Below are 17,248 nucleotides of genomic sequence, written 5' to 3'. Positions count from 1 at the left end.
AGACAAAGCGCGGGATGAGCTGAGCAGGATTGTCTAACGAGGGTGGTACCACGGTCTTTTCGTCCCTTTACCGGGAGAGAGGACCTTTTTTTGTTGTCTGAAAAGCTGGATATGAAGAAAGGGGACTGAACAGGCGATGAGCGAAACCATCCAAATGAAGGAACATTTGCTGGCCTTGAAGGAAGAAGCACTGGAAGTATTGGAGAAGGTGGCAACGCCCAAAGAGCTGGCCGATCTGCGGGTTAAATATTCGGGTAAAAAGGGTGCGCTGACTGAAATTTTGCGCGGTATGGGCAAGCTGAGCGCGGAAGAGCGTCCAGTTGTCGGACAGGTAGCTAATGAAGTTCGCGAGGCGATTGAAGAAGTCGTCAACCGTAAGCAGGATGAGTTCACGAAAGCGGAGACGAATGAGCGTCTGCAAGCGGAAAAGATCGACGTTACGCTGCCTGGACGCACATTGCCGCAAGGTGGGCTGCACCCGCTTAATAAAGTAATTGAGCAGATTGAGGACATTTTTACTGGTATGGGTTACCGGGTTGCGGAGGGTCCACAGGCAGAGACAGATTATTATAACTTTGAAGCGTTGAACCTCCCTAAGAATCACCCAGCGCGGGATATGCAGGATTCGTTTTATCTGACCGAGGATCTGTTGATGCGTACCCATACGTCACCTGTTCAAATTCGCGCAATGGAGGCGATGAAGGGCGAAACGCCGATTAAGGTCATTTGTCCGGGTACGGTTTTCCGACGTGATGATGACGATGCTACGCATTCTTTCCAATTCCACCAAATTGAAGGGCTTGTGATTGGAAAAGACATTCGCATGAGTGATCTGAAAGGAACCTTGCTGCAATTCGCACGCGAAATGTTCGGGGAATCGACCGAAATCCGTCTGCGTCCAAGCTTCTTTCCGTTCACAGAGCCGAGTGCTGAGGTAGACGTGACTTTTGTAAAGAAAAATGGCGAGCGCGTATGGATCGAAATTTTGGGCTGTGGCATGGTGCATCCGAAAGTACTGGAAATGGGCGGTTTTGATCCCGAGGAATATAGCGGTTTTGCATTCGGTATGGGTGTAGAGCGGATTGCCATTTTGAAATACGGAATTGACGATATTCGTCATTTTTATAACAGCGACCTGTCATTCTTGAAGCAGTTTGCGCGTCAATAAACAACTATATCGAGGGAAGTGAACCCATATGAAAGTATCATTCGATTGGCTATCCGAGTACGTATCGCTGGATCAGGTGAGCGCGGAGGATCTGGCTGAGAAAATCACCCGTTCGGGCATTGAAATTGATGAGGTCGAACATCGCAACAAAGGGATTACTGGCGTCGTGGTCGGTTATGTCAAAAGCAAGGAAAAACACCCTGATGCGGATAAGCTGAATGTGTGTATCGTCGATGCGGGACAAGAGGAAGATTTGCAAATCGTCTGTGGCGCCAAAAATGTGGATGCAGGGCAAAAGGTTCCTGTTGCCATCGTGGGCGCGAAGCTGCCGGGAGATTTTCAGATTAAAAAGGCCAAGCTGCGTGGTGTTGTATCCATGGGTATGATCTGTTCGGCGAAGGAACTGGGCATGAATGACAAGCTGCTGCCCAAAGAGCTGCAAGAAGGTATTCTCGTACTGCCTGAGGATGCTGAAATTGGTACGCCGATTACGAAGCTGCTCGCGCTGGATGATCAGGTGCTGGATTTTGATCTGACACCAAACCGTTCGGATTGCTTGAGTATGCATGGTGCGGCTTATGAAGTGAGCGCGATTCTGGGGCGTGACATTTCGCTGGCTGAATCGGCTAAGGATTTGGTGGAAATCAGCGATGCGGCGGCAGATCATCTGTCGGTAAAGGTGGATACACCTGAACTGTGCACGCACTATGCGGCTCGATATATCACGGGTGTAAAAGTGGGGGCTTCTCCGCTGTGGATTCAAAACCGCCTGATGGCGGCGGGTGTTCGTCCAATCAACAACATCGTGGATATTACGAACTATGTCATGCTGGAATACGGTCAGCCGTTGCATGCTTTTGATGCGGATAAGCTGGAAAATGGCAACATCGAAGTACGTCTCGCTCGTGCAGGCGAAACATTGGTTACGCTGGACGATCAGGAGCGCAAGCTGGAGCCACATATGCTGCTGATTACAGACGGCGTGAAGCCGATTGCGCTGGCAGGGGTGATGGGCGGAGCCAATTCCGAAGTTACGGATGCGACGGTCAGCATTGCGCTGGAATCCGCAAAGTTTGACGGCGGTACGGTTCGCAAAACGTCCCGTCAGCTTGGACTTCGTTCCGAAGCAAGCCTGCGTTTTGAAAAAGAGGTTGATCCGGGTGCTGTTGTACCTGCGGTGAACCGTGCGGCAGCGCTGATTCAGCGTTATGCAGGAGGCACTGTACACCAGGGTATCGTAGAATCTGCTTCTGCGAAGGCCGAGAACCGGATTATCAAGCTGTCGCTGGATAAAGTGAACCGATATTTGGGAACAGAGTTGTCGCTGCTTGAGGTGAAAACGATTTTCGGTAAACTTCATTTCGGATGCGGTGACGTGGAGCAAGGTGTGTTGGAAGTGGAAGTGCCTACACGCCGCGGGGATATTACCATAGATGTGGATTTGATTGAAGAGGTGGCCCGCCTGTATGGTTACGACAACATTCCGACGACGCCGATTGAAGGACCGACGACGCCGGGTGCTTTGACAGCATCGCAATCACTGCGCCGTTCGCTGCGTAAATTGCTGGCCCATGGCGGTTGGCAAGAGACGATTAGTTACTCGTTTGTGCATCCGGAAAGTGCAGGTTTGTTTAATGCGCTGACAGAGGGAAGCCATCCTGTACGTTTAGCGATGCCTATGAGCGAAGACCGCAGTGTGCTGCGTACGAGCATTATTCCGCAAATGCTGGATACAGCAGTGTATAACATGAACCGGAAGCAGGAAAATCTGGCGATTTTCGAAATAGGAACTGTATTTTATACCGCGGAACAAACGCTGACTCGCCAGCCTCAGGAAATTCAAGTGCTCAGTCTGCTGCTGACTGGCGTACGCCGTGAAAAACAATGGAATATCGGTGCTGAGAAGGTCGATTTCTTTGATATTAAAGGCGCGCTGGAAACGGTATTTGACTATTTTGGATTGGGTGCAAGCATCCGTTATGTGGCTGACCAGCCGCAAAGCTATCATCCGGGCCGTTCCGCCTCGGTATGGCTGGATGTGAATGGGACCTCCCAACGAATCGGCACCATCGGGCAGATCCATCCGGAGCTGCAACAGTCTTATGGGCTGAATGATACGTATGTAGCGGAAATTGCGTTGCAACAGGTGATCGAACACGCCAACAGTCACATTCAGTTCAGAGAGCTGGCTCGCTTCCCGTCCGTGGAACGCGACATTGCCCTCGTGGTGGATAAGGACGTAGAAGCAGGCGAACTGCTGCGTGTGATTCATGCGGCGGGCGGAGAGCTATTACAGGATGCACGGGTGTTTGATGTATTTACAGGCAGCAAGCTTGGCGAAGACAAGAAGAGCGTAGCTATCTCCCTGACCTACCGTCATTGGGAGCATACGCTGACGGATGAAGAGATTAATGCGGCGCATATTCCTGTCGTGACGTCTCTGGAACAAACTTTTGGAGCGGAATTGAGAAAGTAGCAGGAAATGCGGGGAGCCGTATCGAATCTTAGTGACAGAGGTTCGATACGGCTTTTTGGCCTATCATCATTGAAGCTCTCTACTCTGATATTCACCCGCTGCGGGGAAACCGGACTAATGGGGTTGAACGCTTCACGAAGGGCGGGTTACCATAGTACCGGACACAACTTAGAATCAACATACAGTAGTATTGAAGGAGGGCATAATTGTGACTACACCAGATCGTACTCGCGTCACTGTAGAGATCTACGGTACTTCTTATAAACTCGTCGGCAGTAATACCGATTATATGAAGCAGGTTGCCAATTACGTGGATGAACGCATGCATAGCATTTCTCAGGCTCATTCGCGTCTTGATATGCCCCGAATTGCCGTGCTGGCTGCGGTTCATATGGCAGAAGAAGCTGTACAAATTCAGGAAATTCAGAGTCATATGAACCGGTTGGCCGGGGAGCGGGCGGAGCTTCGGGGCGAACTGGCTCAACTTCAGACGGCTCTTGGAGAACAGCAGCAAAAAAATACGGATATGCAGCAGTCTTTTGCCCAATTGAAGGAAGAGAAGGAAACGGTTCTGAAAAAATGGACGGAGACCGAATCCGCATCAGCCAGGGAAATTGCCGAATTAAAGGCGAAGCTGGAACAGCAGGAGAAAAAAGCGGCAGAACTCGAAAATGGACAAAAGCAGGCTGAACGTCAATTGGAGAAGTCCCGTCAGGAAGCTTCCCGTAAGCTGAAAGAGCAGCAGGAGGCGGCAAATGCCCGTATCCGCCAGATGGAGGAGCAAACCAAGAAGGAGCTGGCCGAAGCGGCCAAACAGGCAGAAGCCAAGCTGTCGGCTGCGGAGAAGGCTCAACAGGAGCGTCAGCGTACAGAGCTGGACAAGCTGCGTTCTGCTTTGCAGCAGGAGCATAGCCGGAAGGTCACTGAATGGCAGGACAAGTGGTCCGGGCTGAATGAGCAGCTGGAGCAGGAGCGTAAACAGGCGGAACTGGTGCTGAATGAGGAAAAGCTCCAGCATCAGGAAGCAGAGAAACGAGCCGAGGAAGCTGCACTGGAGCAGGAGATTCGGGTCGAGGAGCTTCAAGAGCAATTGGAGCAGGCTCAAGCAGGCAGTACAGAGCTGTCTTCCCGTCTGGGAGAGGCGAAAGAGCAGGTTGCAGCTTTGAAGAGACAGCAATCAGAGCTGGAGTCTGCGCTGGAAGCACAGCGACTGGCTGCAACAGAGCGCGAGCAGGCGGATACACTTGCGCGTGAAGAGTTGCAAAGCCGTTACGATGAATTGGCGGCGGAAGCCAAGGCAACGCAGCAGCAAGCGGCCAAGCTGGAGGAAGAACAGCGCCGAATGCAGAAGTTGCTGGAGCAGGCGCATGTGTCCTCCCGCAAACTGCAAAGTGAGCTGGCTACACTGGTTGAAAGCGAGAAGTCTTGGCAGAAGCTTGCAGAGGAGCGCCAGCTCGCAGTAGATGAGCTGGAGCTTTCGATACTGGAAGTACGTGAACAGAAGGAGACTGTACAGGAGCAATTACAGCATGCCGTGACTGAGGTTGAAGCTGTAAATCATAAGTTTGCTGCACAGCAGCAACGTCTGTTGCAGTTGGAAGCGAGAATCAAGGAGCTTTCACCTGAGCTGATTCGCGTTCAGGACGAGCTGGAGAAGGCAATCCTGCGTGAGCAAGAGGGAACAAAGGCTTACAAAACGCTTCAGGAGCAGTATGGAAGCATGAAGAGCCGGGCAGAGCAACTGGGACAGAATATCAAGCAGCTCCAGCGTGAAGATAGTGAACGGCGGAAGGAACTGGAGCGTGCTGAAGAGGAATCACTTGAATGGCAGCTTAAATATGAGCAGTTGAAGGCCGAAGCGGAACGTTTGGAAGCCGAAGATACTGCCCGCAAGAAAGAATTTGCTTCGTGGGAACGGGAAATAGCCGTAACAGTTGAACAAAAGGAACAGCTTCAAGAGGAAATTCGTCTGGCCGTTGAAGCTGCCGAGGCGGCGAAGGCTGAGCGGCAATCTGTAGATCAGGAACGGAAGGCTTTACAGTCCGAGCTGGAGGAAGTGGGTCAGAAGTATGAACTGGCGGCCCATCAGCTTCGTCTTTTACAGGTTCAGCAGGATGTGGATCGGGAAAATACGGAGAAGATATCGACGGAATTACGTCAATTGCAAGAAGAGTATACCAAGCTTCAATCCGAGTACAATGAGTGGATTGAATTAATCGAACAGGATCAGTAGATACGGATTATAAATGTAATGCAATCCCCGGCTGCTTATCGCCGGGGATTATTTGTATGCTGTATTCTGTTCGGTTCTGTAGATGACAAAAGGCTGTCCATCGGCAGAAGAAATCTGCTGTGGAACAACCTTGTCGGAAATGTGAACCCAAATTATTTCTCGCTCTTGCGGCCGGCTTCAAACGGTGTCGATACCGGAATGAAGAGGTCGATAATCCCGATAACCAATGCAGCGAGCAATGCGCCCAGAACGGAAACACTGACATGGGTCACGACATATTGAGCCATCCAGATAACCAGAGCGCTCACCAGAAAGCCTACGATACCGCGTCCGAATGGTGAAACGCGTCGGCCAAACATAGCCTCAATGATGTAACCGATCAAGGCAATGACAATGGCAAGGATCAGCGCGCTCCAAAAGCCGCCTACACTAAAGCCGGGAACGATCCAGCTTACGACCATCAGAACCAAAGCGGCAACGATGAAACGCACAATGTGCCCGAGAATGCTCACGGAATAACCTCCTTTGTTTTTTGAATGTACAGGGTTATACAAAGGTATTGTGTGGCAGAAACGGCTTTCTTATGTGTAAAACAGAGTTGGCAAATAGCGTAAGTGCGCGGCTTTCGTTATAATATATATATAAGTGAAAGGAGTAGTGAAGTTGGACTCTAAAATATTCAAAACCCTAGAATATCAAAAAATTTTAAATAAACTAAGTCACTATGCTCAAACCGCGATTGGTCAGCAGACAGCCCAGCGGCTACAGCCCAGCGATGATTTGGAGCATATCAAGAAATTGCTAAAAGGCACGGATGAGGCCTATGCTGCCGATCGACTTAAAGGAGTACCCTCGTTTAACGGAATCGTGGATATTACTCCGGCGGTCAAGCGCGCCCGTATCGGGGGAACACTGAGTCCGCAGGAGCTGCTTGGCATTCGGACAACAGTTCAGGCTGCACGCCGTGTACAGGTGTACGTGGCAAGTTTGCATGAGGAAAATCCAGTTGAAACACTGCTGTATTGGAGTGAGCAGCTTTCAGAACAGAGAGGTCTGGAAAACTCGATTAAAGGCTGTATCGACGAAAATGCAGAGGTACTGGATTCTGCCAGTACCGAGCTTTCACAAATCCGCAGAGAGCTGCGCTCGGGTGAAGTGCGTATTCGGGAAAAGCTCGATTCCATGATTCGTTCCTCCACCGTATCCAAAATGCTTCAGGATCAGTTGATTACGATCCGTGGAGACCGTTTTGTAATCCCGGTTAAAGCCGAGTATCGTTCTTATTTTGGCGGAATTGTGCATGATCAATCCGGTTCCGGTGCAACGCTGTTTATCGAGCCTGAATCCATCGTGGCCATGAACAACAAGCTGCGGGAAACACGGTTGAGAGAAGAACGCGAAATTGAAGTGATTTTACAAAAGCTGACCGCACTTGTCGCAGAACAAGCGGATATGCTGCTATATGATGTAGATGTTTTGGGGACGCTTGATTTTATTTTCGCCAAAGCTCGTCTCGCTCGTGAGATGAAGGCAACCTTGCCTTTGATGAATGATCGGGGTTACTTGAAGCTGAAAAAAGGCAGACACCCTCTTATTCCGTTGGAGCAGGTCGTTCCGATTGATGTGGAGCTGGGCAATTCGTATACCTCCATTATCGTAACCGGACCGAATACAGGGGGAAAAACCGTTACGCTGAAAACCATCGGCTTGCTTAGTCTGATGGCGATGTCGGGACTTTTTGTGCCTGTAGAGGACGAAAGCCAACTGTGCGTATTTGATGCGATCTATGCAGATATTGGTGACGAGCAAAGCATTGAGCAAAACCTGAGTACCTTTTCCAGTCATATGACCAACATTATCAGCATCCTGAAAAATATGACGCCTAAAAGCCTTGTGCTGCTTGACGAGGTAGGTGCAGGAACCGATCCTGCGGAAGGCTCGGCTTTGGCTGTATCCATTCTGGAGCATATGCATGCTTTGGGTTGCCGTATGGTTGCGACGACTCACTACAGTGAATTGAAGGCCTATGCCTATGAGCGCAAAGGAATCATTAATGCGAGTATGGAGTTCGATGTTGCTACATTAAGTCCGACATACCGCCTGCTCGTGGGTGTACCTGGTCGAAGTAACGCTTTTGCCATTGCTGAGCGCCTGGGATTGCCGAGTCGTATTTTGGATTATGCCCGTGGTGAGGTGACAGAAGAAGACCAGCGCGTAGAACATATGATTGCGTCACTGGAACAGAATCGTCTGACAGCCGAGCAAGAGCGGGAAAAGGCGGAACAATTGCGTGGGGAGATGGAAGAACTGCGCACCCGTCACCAAAATGAGCTGGATAAGCTGGAAGCACAGCGGGACCGTATGCTGGAGAAAGCGGCGGACGAAGCGAGAGGTCTCGTGGACAAAGCTCGCAGCGAGGCCGAGAAAATCATTGCCGATCTGCGTAAGTTGGCTCAGGAAGAAGGAGCCTCTGTTAAGGAGCACAGGCTGATTGCAGCCCGCAGAGAGCTGGATGAAGCGGAACCGAAACAGCGTAAGAAAAGCGCAGTCAAGCGCCCGGCCGCTGCACGTACTCGTTCTATCGTAGCTGGCGATGAGGTATCCGTTCAGAGTCTGAATAAAAAAGGCCATGTGGTGGAACTGTCCGGTAGCAAGGAGGCCGTGGTGCAACTGGGAATCATGAAAATGAAGGTCAGTCTGGACGATCTGGAGCTACTGCAACCCGCCCAAACAACGGCACCGAGAGTCCAGAAGCCGGTAACTGGCATTAAGCGAACACGGGATGATAATGTGCGAAACGAGCTTGATCTGCGCGGTGCGAACGTGGAGGAAGCGCTGATGGAGGTAGATCGCTTCATGGATGAAGCATTTCTGGCCAATCTGGGGCAGGTACACATTATTCATGGCAAGGGTACAGGGGTTCTTCGGACCGGTATTCAGGAGTACCTTCGCAAGCATAAGCATGTGAAAAGCTACCGTATCGGAAATTACAATGAAGGCGGCACAGGCGTGACGGTTGCTGAATTGGAATGAGCTACGGGTTACCGGCCATTCGGTCGGGAACGCTTTGTAGAACGGGAGGGACAAAGTGAAGATGGCGATTGATGAATTGCTGTCACATCCGTTAGGAATGATGCTGGGCTATTTCTCGGTGGCGGTGCTGGAGCTGATTGTATTTTTGTCTTGCTTTGAGCTGGTAACCCGCTATAAATGCTGGGAAGAGATCAAACGCGGCAATATTTCGGTAGCGATGGCTACGGGCGGGAAAATGTTCGGTATTTGCAACGTGCTCCGCTTTGCGATGGAAGCCAAATCCAGCGTGTACGATACGATGATTTGGTCGTTCGTCGGCTTTTTACTGCTGCTTGCGGCGTACTTTCTGTTTGAGTTTCTGACACCGGTATTTTCAATCGATCAGGAAATTAAGGAGGACAACCGCGCTGTCGGCTTGTTCTCCATGATTATCTCGATATCGTTATCTTATGTGATCGGTGCCAGTGTAACTTGACACATCCTGTATACTAGAGCTTGGTATACGCATGGAACGGAAGGATGATGAAGCTTGGAAATGACTATTTGTCCATGGTGTAACATGGAAATTATGTGGGATGAAGAATTGGGACCTGAAGAAGAGTGCCCTTATTGCCATAATGACCTGAAAGGGTATTCGGATATCACCGATGATGAAGATGAAACGGAGTCTGATTCTGCACATGTTCATGGGCATACGGATGAGCACCGACATGGAGAAAGTGAACACATGCATACTCATGCACATGACCACGAACACCACAGCCATGATGATGCGGCTTCTGCGGGTCAAGCCGCGCCTCTCCCTGGGAAGGAAGACCTAAAGGGCTATCGTACGTTGAGCATTCAGCTTGGGGATGATGATGATCAGGATATTTTATATGAAGCAGAGGATGAAGTCGTAGTTGAAAAGCCGGCTGACGCTCCATTGTTGCAGGACAACGAGCTTCACAAGCTGCCTGTGCTGCATACCCTGCAAAAATTTGAAGAAAGCGGTGCGGATCTAATGGCTTATGAACAAGGCGCTGAACAAATACTCGACAGACAAGATGAGGTTCTTGAATGTTCCCAGTGCGGTGAATATATGCTGCATGCAGGTTCGCAAACCGTGACCGGAGAAGGCTTTGTACCGTCGATGTCTCCCGCGCTCGGCAGACCTGTTCTGGATTTGCCGTTTGTCTTAAATGTATATGTATGTCCAAGCTGCTTCCATGTTCAGCAGACGTTGTCAGAGGATGACCGATTGCGTTTGTTAGAGAAGCTGAGTGGTATTTCCAACAATTAATTATATTCCCCCGGATAAGCCCAAGTTGAATTCGGGCATCTTAAGCCGAAGAAGCTCCGAAGCAAGTTGAGTTAAAAGGAGCTGAATGGTGATTTTCGGTTAGGGGGAAATTCATTGAAATCAAACCTGAACGGACAATCCATTCTGCTGCTAAGCCTGAATGGATTGTTTGTGTTTGCGGCAGCTTTGTCAGGTACTTTTCTTAATGTATATCTGTGGAAAAGCAGGCAGGATTACGCGATGATTGGCTGGTTTAATGTTAGCCAGCAAATTGCGCTGGGAATCATGGTCTGGGTGGCTGGAAAATGGGTCAAGGAGCATAACAAAATGAATGCTCTGCGCGTAGGGACCGCGTTGTCCGGATTATTTTATCTGGTGGTTTTATATACGGGATCGCAGGCTGTAAACTACATATGGCCGTTAGGGATGCTATTGGGTGCAGCGTTGGGTTTGTTTTGGCTAGCTTTTAATGTGATTTTTTTTGAGGTCACAGATCGGGTAAGCCGGGATCATTTTAACGGATGGGTGGGCCTGCTGGGCTCGTTTTCGGGCATTGTCGGTCCTTGGCTGTCCGGCTGGATTATCGCCCGTATGGAGGATGATGCGGGATACCGCGTGATATTTAGCATCTCTTTGGCACTTTATGTGGTGGGGGTAGTGCTGAGTTTCTTTCTTCGCAAGCGTAAGACGACAGGAAGTTACAATTGGCTGGAGCCCAAGCAGCGTTTGTCGAAAAAAGGAAGTATGTGGCGGCCATTGTCGTTGTCGCTTGTTACACAGGGCATTCGTGAAGGGGTTTTTGCCTTCCTGATTACGCTGCTTGTGTACGTCGCTACTCAGCAGGAGTGGAAGCTGGCGCAGTTTTCGCTTATTACATCCGCAGTTTCATTTTTCAGCTTTTGGGCTGTTGGCAAATGGCTCAAGCCACATTATCGCTCGGTTGGCATGCTGTTGGGTGCCGTGCTGCTGGTGATTGCGCTTTTGCCGTTACTGTGGCGTATGGAGTATAGCACGCTGCTGATTATGGGCATCGGGACCGCCTTGTTTTTGCCGTTATATTTAATCCCGATGATCTCTGCGAGCTTTGACTTGATGGGGGTTAGTGAAGAGGATGTAAATAAAAGGGTCGAACTGGTCGTACTACGCGAGTTGTGTCTGATGGTAGGTCGATTGACCGGAATGCTTATCTTTCTGGGTGTGTTGAGTATGAGCAAGGCACCTATAGCCATGATCTGGCTGTTGATTGGACTTGCATTAATGCCCGTGGCGGGATGGGTATTTATGCGCAATGTGCTAAAGAGAGAGCAAACAACGAAACAGAGCAAGTCTCATTCCAAGGCACGACGCTGGCACAGGCAAACCGAGTAGCTCGAAATATATATTCAAAAAAAGAGCCTCCAAACCCACGGAAATGGGAATTGGAGGTTCTTTCGTATTTCGTATTTCGTATTTTGTATTTATTAAGCGAGCGGCTCCGTGAATTCGGGTGAAGGCTTGGTGGTACGTGTTAGTGAAAAAAGCTCCATCTCAGGTCGGTGTGTGCCCGTCAGTTCATCAGCCAATAGCTGTGCAGCCATCATGCTGGTAACTGTACCGTTTCCCCCGTAGCCCTCCAAAAGTAGCAGTTCGGAAAGCGCGGGTGCGGGCCAATATACGGTAAGCCATCATGGGAGGAGCCAAAGACGGCTGCCCATGCATAATCAATCTTGAAGGGTATATCCGGAAAATGCTCCTGTAATGCTTGCAGCAGCTTTTTCTGTTGGTGCAACAGTCTGACTTCACGTTGGTCCGGGTCGAGTACAGGTTCATCCAGCCCTCCGATAATCACGCGTCCTTCCGTGGTGGAGCGTATATACAGATAAGGACGGGCGGTTTCCCAGATCAGACATTGCTCATGCCACATGGCTGAATCTCCAACTGGATTGGTGGCAATCGCATAAGAGCTTTCCAGTATGGCTCCACGATCCTTTTTAATTTCCTGAGACTCATAGCCTGCCGCAAAAATAACCTTTTTCGCCCGAATGGTTCCACCGCTGGTATGACAAACAACCTCATTGTCGCCAAATTCAAAATGCTTCGCTTCGGTATGCTCATATAAGTGTACACCAAGACGACTGGCAGATTGCAGGAGTCCCTGTGCAAAAAGAAACGGATTTACCTCTGCATCCTCATGTGTATACAGCGCAGCCGGTTTTCGAAAAGGAAAACGAGCAGCCACCTGTTGCTCATCCCAATATTCCACCGGGAATCCAAAGCGGGTTAGCTGTTCGAACTCTTTTTGGAGCACCGACACATCCTCGGGTGTACTCGCATAATACAGGCTGCTGCGCCGGATAAAGCACGGATCCAGGTCCACTGTGCTAGCCAGCTTTTCCAACTGATCCAGCGCATCCTTGCACATCCGATAAAACAGTACCCCATTAGCCTCACCAAAGCTGTTGATAAAAGAGGTCAGCGTCTTATCGTTGCTATATTTCAGCAATCCGGTATTGGCCGAAGAACTTCCATGCGCCAGTTTGCGCTTATCAATCACGACCGTATCTACCTTTCGCTCCCCTAGCAGCCGGGCACAGAGCGCTCCACCCATCCCACCGCCGACGATAAGCACATCACAAGTCAAATCTTCTGTTAAAGGAGGAAAATCCAGTTTCTGCTCCAGAATACTAGGCCAATACGTATTTCCACTAATCAATTCCATAACAAAACACTCCCTATAAGCAATGTAATATGCAATATTCAATGTGTGTAGTTATTTTGAGTCCCGTGGCAACAGCGATCGTAAGATCAAATGGATCGCATAGCGTCCTCAGCAAAAGAAACCGCCCCTCACAAAATTGTCAAATTTCGATAAACTCCGCTCCTCCTAGCATATACATATAATCCCGCCAAACGGACAAGCTAACCAGCGTGCAACAAAACATTTAAGGAGGCACAGACCATGCAATCTACGAACATGCAACCCTTAACTGGCAAAGAACTGGAGTACATCGCAGACTCCATTTCCAATGAAAAATTGCTACTCAAGCAATGTGCGGCGACAGCGGCATCCGTCCAGCAGCCTGCTATTCAACAAGCCTGTTTGCAACTCGCTAGAACTCATGAGCACCACCTGAACTTGCTTTCAAATGCTCTCCAACAGCACCAACAGCTTGCTCCTATGCAACCGCAGCAGTAATCATGCATTAACCATAAAGGAGGTATGACAGGATGTATTCACAGAACAATATGTCATTTATGCCCGAAGAAGATTTGCTCTATACCATTCTTGCTGATATGAAACGTACAGTGCGCGAGTACACAACGGCGACAACAGAATCCAATTGTCCGTCTGTGCGTCAGATGTTCACTGACCTTACGAACGACACGTTACGTCTGCAAGGTGATTTGTATCGTCTGATGAGTCAGAACAATATGTACTCCACTCCATCTAAAGCACTGCGCATCGATTTGGACAAACAGATTCAAGAAGCTCGCAAGACCCAACAGGAGTGCCAGCAGTTCATTCAGCAAAAATCGTCCTCAGCGGGAGTATACGGTCAACCGATGCATCAACAGGGCCAGCCGTCTCACCAAAACAACCCTTACTATATGTAAACGGGACACTCCGCTTTTGAAGCCTTTTCTCACAACAAGCCGTCCGTCTGCCGGGTTCACCGGGGCGGGCGGTTTTTCTTTGCAGGTTTAAAGCACGTATTGTATGATGTATAGTAATCTCTTTTGATGGAGGCCTTATGTAGAATGACAGAACTGAATGATTTGAAATTAAAAGTGCTGGAATTGTTAAAAGAAGATGCAAGAAGGACGCCGACTCTGCTTGCTACCTTGCTGGGAGTTGGCGAACAGGATGTACGTGCCGCGATTAAAGAGCTTGAAGACCAACATGTGATCGTCAAATACGCCGCTGTGGTCAATTGGGATAAAGTCGACGACGAAAAGGTTACTGCTTTGATTGAGGTGCAGATTACACCAGAGCGGGGAAGAGGATTTGAAGGCATCGCCGAACGGATTTATTTGTATCCACAAGTTAAATCAGTATATCTCATGTCTGGTGCATACGACTTGCTAGTGGAAGTAGAAGGACGCAATCTTCGCGAGGTAGCGAATTTTGTGTCGGAAAAGCTGTCGCCTATTGATTCGGTCCTGTCCACCAAGACCAATTTTACGCTCAAAAAATACAAACAGGACGGAATTATCTTCGAAGATCATCAGGAAGATAATCGTCTGATGATTTCGCCGTAAAGGAAGATCATGATGAATATCAAACCTGAAGCATTGACTGACAGTAGCAAAGCCATGAGCTCATATTTGTCTCCATTGGTGCGCGAGATTCCATCCTCGGGCATCCGTAAGTTTTTTGATCTGGTGGGCGGCAACAAGGATATTATTACTCTGGGGGTAGGCGAACCGGATTTTACAACCCCTTGGCATATGCGGGAAGCCTGTGTTTATTCATTGGAACGGGGGTTTACCAGCTATACTTCCAACGCGGGTATGCCTGAACTGCGTGAGGCAATTAGTGAATATCTGGATGAGCAATTTGCAGTCCGCTATGATCCAAAAAGTGAAATTATCGTGACGGTGGGCGGTAGCGAAGCGATTGACCTGGCTTTGCGTGCGTTAATTGTACCCGGCGACGAAATTCTCGTTCCAGAGCCATGCTACATCTCGTATTCTCCAATCACTTCCATTGGCGGCGGTATTCCCGTAGGAATCGAAACCTTCGCCAAGGATGAATTCAAGCTGACAGCAGAGGCGCTGGAGGCTAAAATCACACCTAAATCCAAGGTGCTGATTTTGTGCTATCCGAGCAATCCAACCGGGGCGACCATGACCTATGAGGATTGGCTTCCGATTGCGAAAGTTGTAGAAAAACATGATTTGATCGTCATTTCTGATGAAATTTATGCAGAACTAAATTATGGCGAGAAGCATGTCAGCTTCGCGGCTGTGCCGGGCATGATGGATCGTACCATTCTCGTCAGTGGTTTTTCCAAAGCCTTCGCTATGACGGGCTGGCGTATTGGGTATACATGTGGGCATCCTGATTTAATTGCCGCTATGCTTAAAATCCACCAGTATACCGTGATGTGTGCGCCTTCGATGGGTCAGGTAGCGGCTCTTGAGGGGCTGCGCAATGGTTTGGGCGAGAAGGATCGCATGGTGGAAGCTTACAATCAGCGTCGCCGTCTGATGGTTGAAGGATTTCGGGACATTGGTCTGGAATGCCACGAGCCGAGAGGGGCTTTTTATGTTTTCCCAAGTATTCAAAGCACAGGACTAAGCTCGGATGAATTTGCGCAACGTCTTTTGGCTGAGGCCAAGGTTGCGGCTGTGCCGGGGAACGTGTTCGGTTTGGGGGGCGAGGGCTATCTTCGATGCTCGTATGCGACCTCTGTTGCTCAACTGACGGAAGCATTGGATCGTATTGGTCATTTTGTAGAAAAAGTAAAAAAAGAAGGTTAAAATTATTTTTTTATGGGTAAATCATAGAAAATAGTCTTTTATTTCTAAATTTATATGCTATAATTTGAAATCGAAAGCAGGAAGTTTAATTTTTCATTGCAGGAGGAATGCTCATGTCATATGTTGGATATAATTCGTCGGTGTCAACTGGATACGGCATTTCCCTGGAAGATGAAATTTTGTTCCTGCGCAATGAGATGATGCGGACGTTTCAGGAAGAGAAGTCCTTTACCTCTGATCTTGTCATTGAGATCAGTTGCAAGCTCGATTTGAAAATTAACGAATACATGAAGCTGTACGGTTCGGAATGCAAGGTGTAACCGTGTGAAGCCAAGCCGTATATATAGAGAAGGCCGCAGGGCCTTCTTTTTTTGCGTTCACAACTTATGATATATTAGTGGCATGGAAGAGGGGGCGTACATATGAGAGCAGGGCTGAAAAGGCTATCTCCGTGGATCATTGGAATGCTGGCACTCGTGCTGTTGGCCGGATGCGGGGGCGGGACAAGGACAGTTTCTCCATTTTTATTATGGATAAGCAAGGGGATGCTTCAGTTCTTCGTGATGAACTGGCGCAAAAGCTTAAGGATAAACTGGGCGAACAGGCTCCAACCATTGAGATTGCAGTTAGCCCACTGTATAACCAGCAGAAACTGGTCGTTGAATATGCAGCCGGGGAACACGACCTGTTTATTTTGCCGGGAGAGGATATGAAGTTGTACGGACAGAATGGCTCGAATTTGCCTTTAGACGATGCTTTTGACAAGAAAACGTATGCTCGGGGTGTGTTCGAGGGCGGCGTTTTTAAGGAGAAGGAGCAGGGGGAAAAAGGAACAGATGTGATCAAGGAAACTCATTTGTTCGGGATTCCGGTGGGGCAGATGAAGATGTTCAAGGATTTAAAATATAACTCCAAAACATTATTTGCTACCGTGCCACCGCGTACGAGTAATAAGGAAGAAGCCATTAAGGTATTAAAAGCACTGACGGAATGATAGAGGGGATGAGATACCATGGGGATTTATACAAGAACAGGCGATGAGGGACAAACCTCGGTGATCGGCGGTCGAGTGTCCAAGGATGATGACCGTGTGGAGGCATACGGCACGATTGACGAATTGAACAGCTTTGTAGGACAAGCGATCAGCTTTGCCGAAGGTGAAAAGTTTGCGGATATTCGGACTCAATTGGAGGAAGTACAGCAGGAATTGTTCGATTGCGGCTCGGATTTGGCGTTTGTCAAAATTAACGAAAGTAAATACAAGGTGAAGGATGAGCTGGCAGAGCGGCTTGAAGGCTGGATTGACGCATGTCAGGAGGAAAATCCGAAGGTGGAGCGTTTTATTATTCCGGGGGGGAGTACGTTGTCCTCAGCACTTCATGTTTGCCGTACGGTTTGCCGCCGTGCGGAACGTCGTGCTGTCACACTGGGTAAGCATACGGAAATCAATCCTGCGGTACGTCGGTATTTGAACCGTCTGTCCGATTATTTCTTCGTCGTGGCCCGCACCGCGAATGTACGTCAAGGGGTACCGGATGTCGAATATGTGCGCAGCAAAAAAGTGTTCCGCAAATAAGGAGGCAACCGGGAATT

At 49.1% G+C, this 17,248-nt stretch carries 14 protein-coding genes and 2 pseudogenes; 14 read left to right on the top strand and 2 right to left on the bottom strand.

Annotated elements, in window-relative coordinates:
• The first annotated feature begins 136 nt into the window (after positions 1-136).
• The 3 genes from pheS to ASL14_RS04140 all read left to right on the top strand — a co-directional run bounded on the left by pheS (position 137) and on the right by ASL14_RS04140 (position 5,877).
• Complete coding sequence (gene pheS, locus ASL14_RS04150; protein WP_269465363.1) at positions 137-1,168, top strand: phenylalanine--tRNA ligase subunit alpha; 1,032 nt, start codon at positions 137-139, stop codon at positions 1,166-1,168.
• A 28-nt stretch (positions 1,169-1,196) separates the two neighbouring features.
• Complete coding sequence (pheT, locus tag ASL14_RS04145) at positions 1,197-3,644, top strand: phenylalanine--tRNA ligase subunit beta (RefSeq protein WP_134910563.1); 2,448 nt, start codon at positions 1,197-1,199, stop codon at positions 3,642-3,644.
• A 208-nt stretch (positions 3,645-3,852) separates the two neighbouring features.
• A complete protein-coding gene (locus ASL14_RS04140; RefSeq protein ID WP_134910562.1) occupies positions 3,853-5,877 on the top strand; it encodes a cell division protein ZapA in 2,025 nt (674 codons plus the stop codon).
• Between the two features lie 152 nt (positions 5,878-6,029).
• Here ASL14_RS04140 and ASL14_RS04135 read toward each other — a convergent pair whose 3' ends face one another.
• Positions 6,030-6,389 carry a phage holin family protein gene (locus ASL14_RS04135; RefSeq protein WP_134910561.1) on the bottom strand — a complete coding sequence of 120 codons (360 nt, stop codon included), beginning with the start codon at positions 6,387-6,389 and terminating at the stop codon, positions 6,030-6,032.
• A 151-nt stretch (positions 6,390-6,540) separates the two neighbouring features.
• Here ASL14_RS04135 and ASL14_RS04130 point away from each other — a divergent pair, with 151 nt between their 5' ends.
• The 4 genes from ASL14_RS04130 to ASL14_RS04115 all read left to right on the top strand — a co-directional run bounded on the left by ASL14_RS04130 (position 6,541) and on the right by ASL14_RS04115 (position 11,560).
• Positions 6,541-8,910 carry an endonuclease MutS2 gene (locus ASL14_RS04130; protein WP_134910560.1) on the top strand — a complete coding sequence of 790 codons (2,370 nt, stop codon included), beginning with the start codon at positions 6,541-6,543 and terminating at the stop codon, positions 8,908-8,910.
• Between the two features lie 61 nt (positions 8,911-8,971).
• The gene (locus ASL14_RS04125) at positions 8,972-9,385 is read left to right on the top strand and encodes a DUF350 domain-containing protein (protein WP_007429540.1); all 414 of its coding nucleotides are present in this window, start codon (positions 8,972-8,974) and stop codon (positions 9,383-9,385) included.
• A gap of 54 nt (positions 9,386-9,439) precedes the next feature.
• Positions 9,440-10,192 (top strand): hypothetical protein, encoded by a 753-nt coding sequence (locus ASL14_RS04120; RefSeq protein WP_134910559.1) that lies wholly within the window; start codon positions 9,440-9,442, stop codon positions 10,190-10,192.
• A 114-nt stretch (positions 10,193-10,306) separates the two neighbouring features.
• Positions 10,307-11,560, top strand: coding sequence for an MFS transporter (locus ASL14_RS04115; protein WP_134910558.1), 1,254 nt, complete (start codon positions 10,307-10,309; stop codon positions 11,558-11,560).
• 92 nt (positions 11,561-11,652) lie between these two features.
• Here the strand turns inward: ASL14_RS04115 and ASL14_RS04110 are convergent.
• A pseudogene (locus ASL14_RS04110) lies at positions 11,653-12,890 on the bottom strand (NAD(P)/FAD-dependent oxidoreductase).
• A 240-nt stretch (positions 12,891-13,130) separates the two neighbouring features.
• Here ASL14_RS04110 and ASL14_RS04105 point away from each other — a divergent pair.
• The 7 genes and pseudogenes from ASL14_RS04105 (at position 13,131) to ASL14_RS04075 (ending at position 17,231) form a co-directional block, all read left to right on the top strand.
• Entirely contained in the window at positions 13,131-13,367 is a 237-nt protein-coding gene (locus tag ASL14_RS04105; RefSeq protein WP_025682365.1) for a hypothetical protein, read from the top strand.
• Between the two features lie 32 nt (positions 13,368-13,399).
• Entirely contained in the window at positions 13,400-13,786 is a 387-nt protein-coding gene (locus ASL14_RS04100; RefSeq protein ID WP_134910557.1) for a spore coat protein, read from the top strand.
• Positions 13,787-13,930: 144 nt separating this feature from the next.
• A complete protein-coding gene (locus ASL14_RS04095) occupies positions 13,931-14,431 on the top strand; it encodes an Lrp/AsnC family transcriptional regulator (protein ID WP_134910556.1) in 501 nt (166 codons plus the stop codon).
• A gap of 12 nt (positions 14,432-14,443) precedes the next feature.
• Positions 14,444-15,655, top strand: a complete 1,212-nt coding sequence (locus tag ASL14_RS04090; RefSeq protein ID WP_134914380.1) for an aminotransferase class I/II-fold pyridoxal phosphate-dependent enzyme — start codon at positions 14,444-14,446, stop codon at positions 15,653-15,655.
• Positions 15,656-15,768: 113 nt separating this feature from the next.
• Positions 15,769-15,975, top strand: coding sequence for an aspartyl-phosphate phosphatase Spo0E family protein (locus tag ASL14_RS04085; RefSeq protein ID WP_134910555.1), 207 nt, complete (start codon positions 15,769-15,771; stop codon positions 15,973-15,975).
• Positions 15,976-16,077: 102 nt separating this feature from the next.
• Positions 16,078-16,649: pseudogene (locus ASL14_RS04080) on the top strand (hypothetical protein).
• A gap of 18 nt (positions 16,650-16,667) precedes the next feature.
• On the top strand, positions 16,668-17,231 hold the full coding sequence (locus ASL14_RS04075) for a cob(I)yrinic acid a,c-diamide adenosyltransferase (RefSeq protein WP_134910554.1): 564 nt from the start codon (positions 16,668-16,670) through the stop codon (positions 17,229-17,231).
• The last annotated feature ends 17 nt before the right edge of the window (positions 17,232-17,248 follow it).

It is taken from the genome of Paenibacillus sp. IHB B 3084, assembly GCF_001447315.1.
In the GTDB taxonomy this organism is placed as follows: domain Bacteria; phylum Bacillota; class Bacilli; order Paenibacillales; family Paenibacillaceae; genus Paenibacillus.
This window is presented reverse-complemented; position numbering and strand designations above follow the sequence as displayed.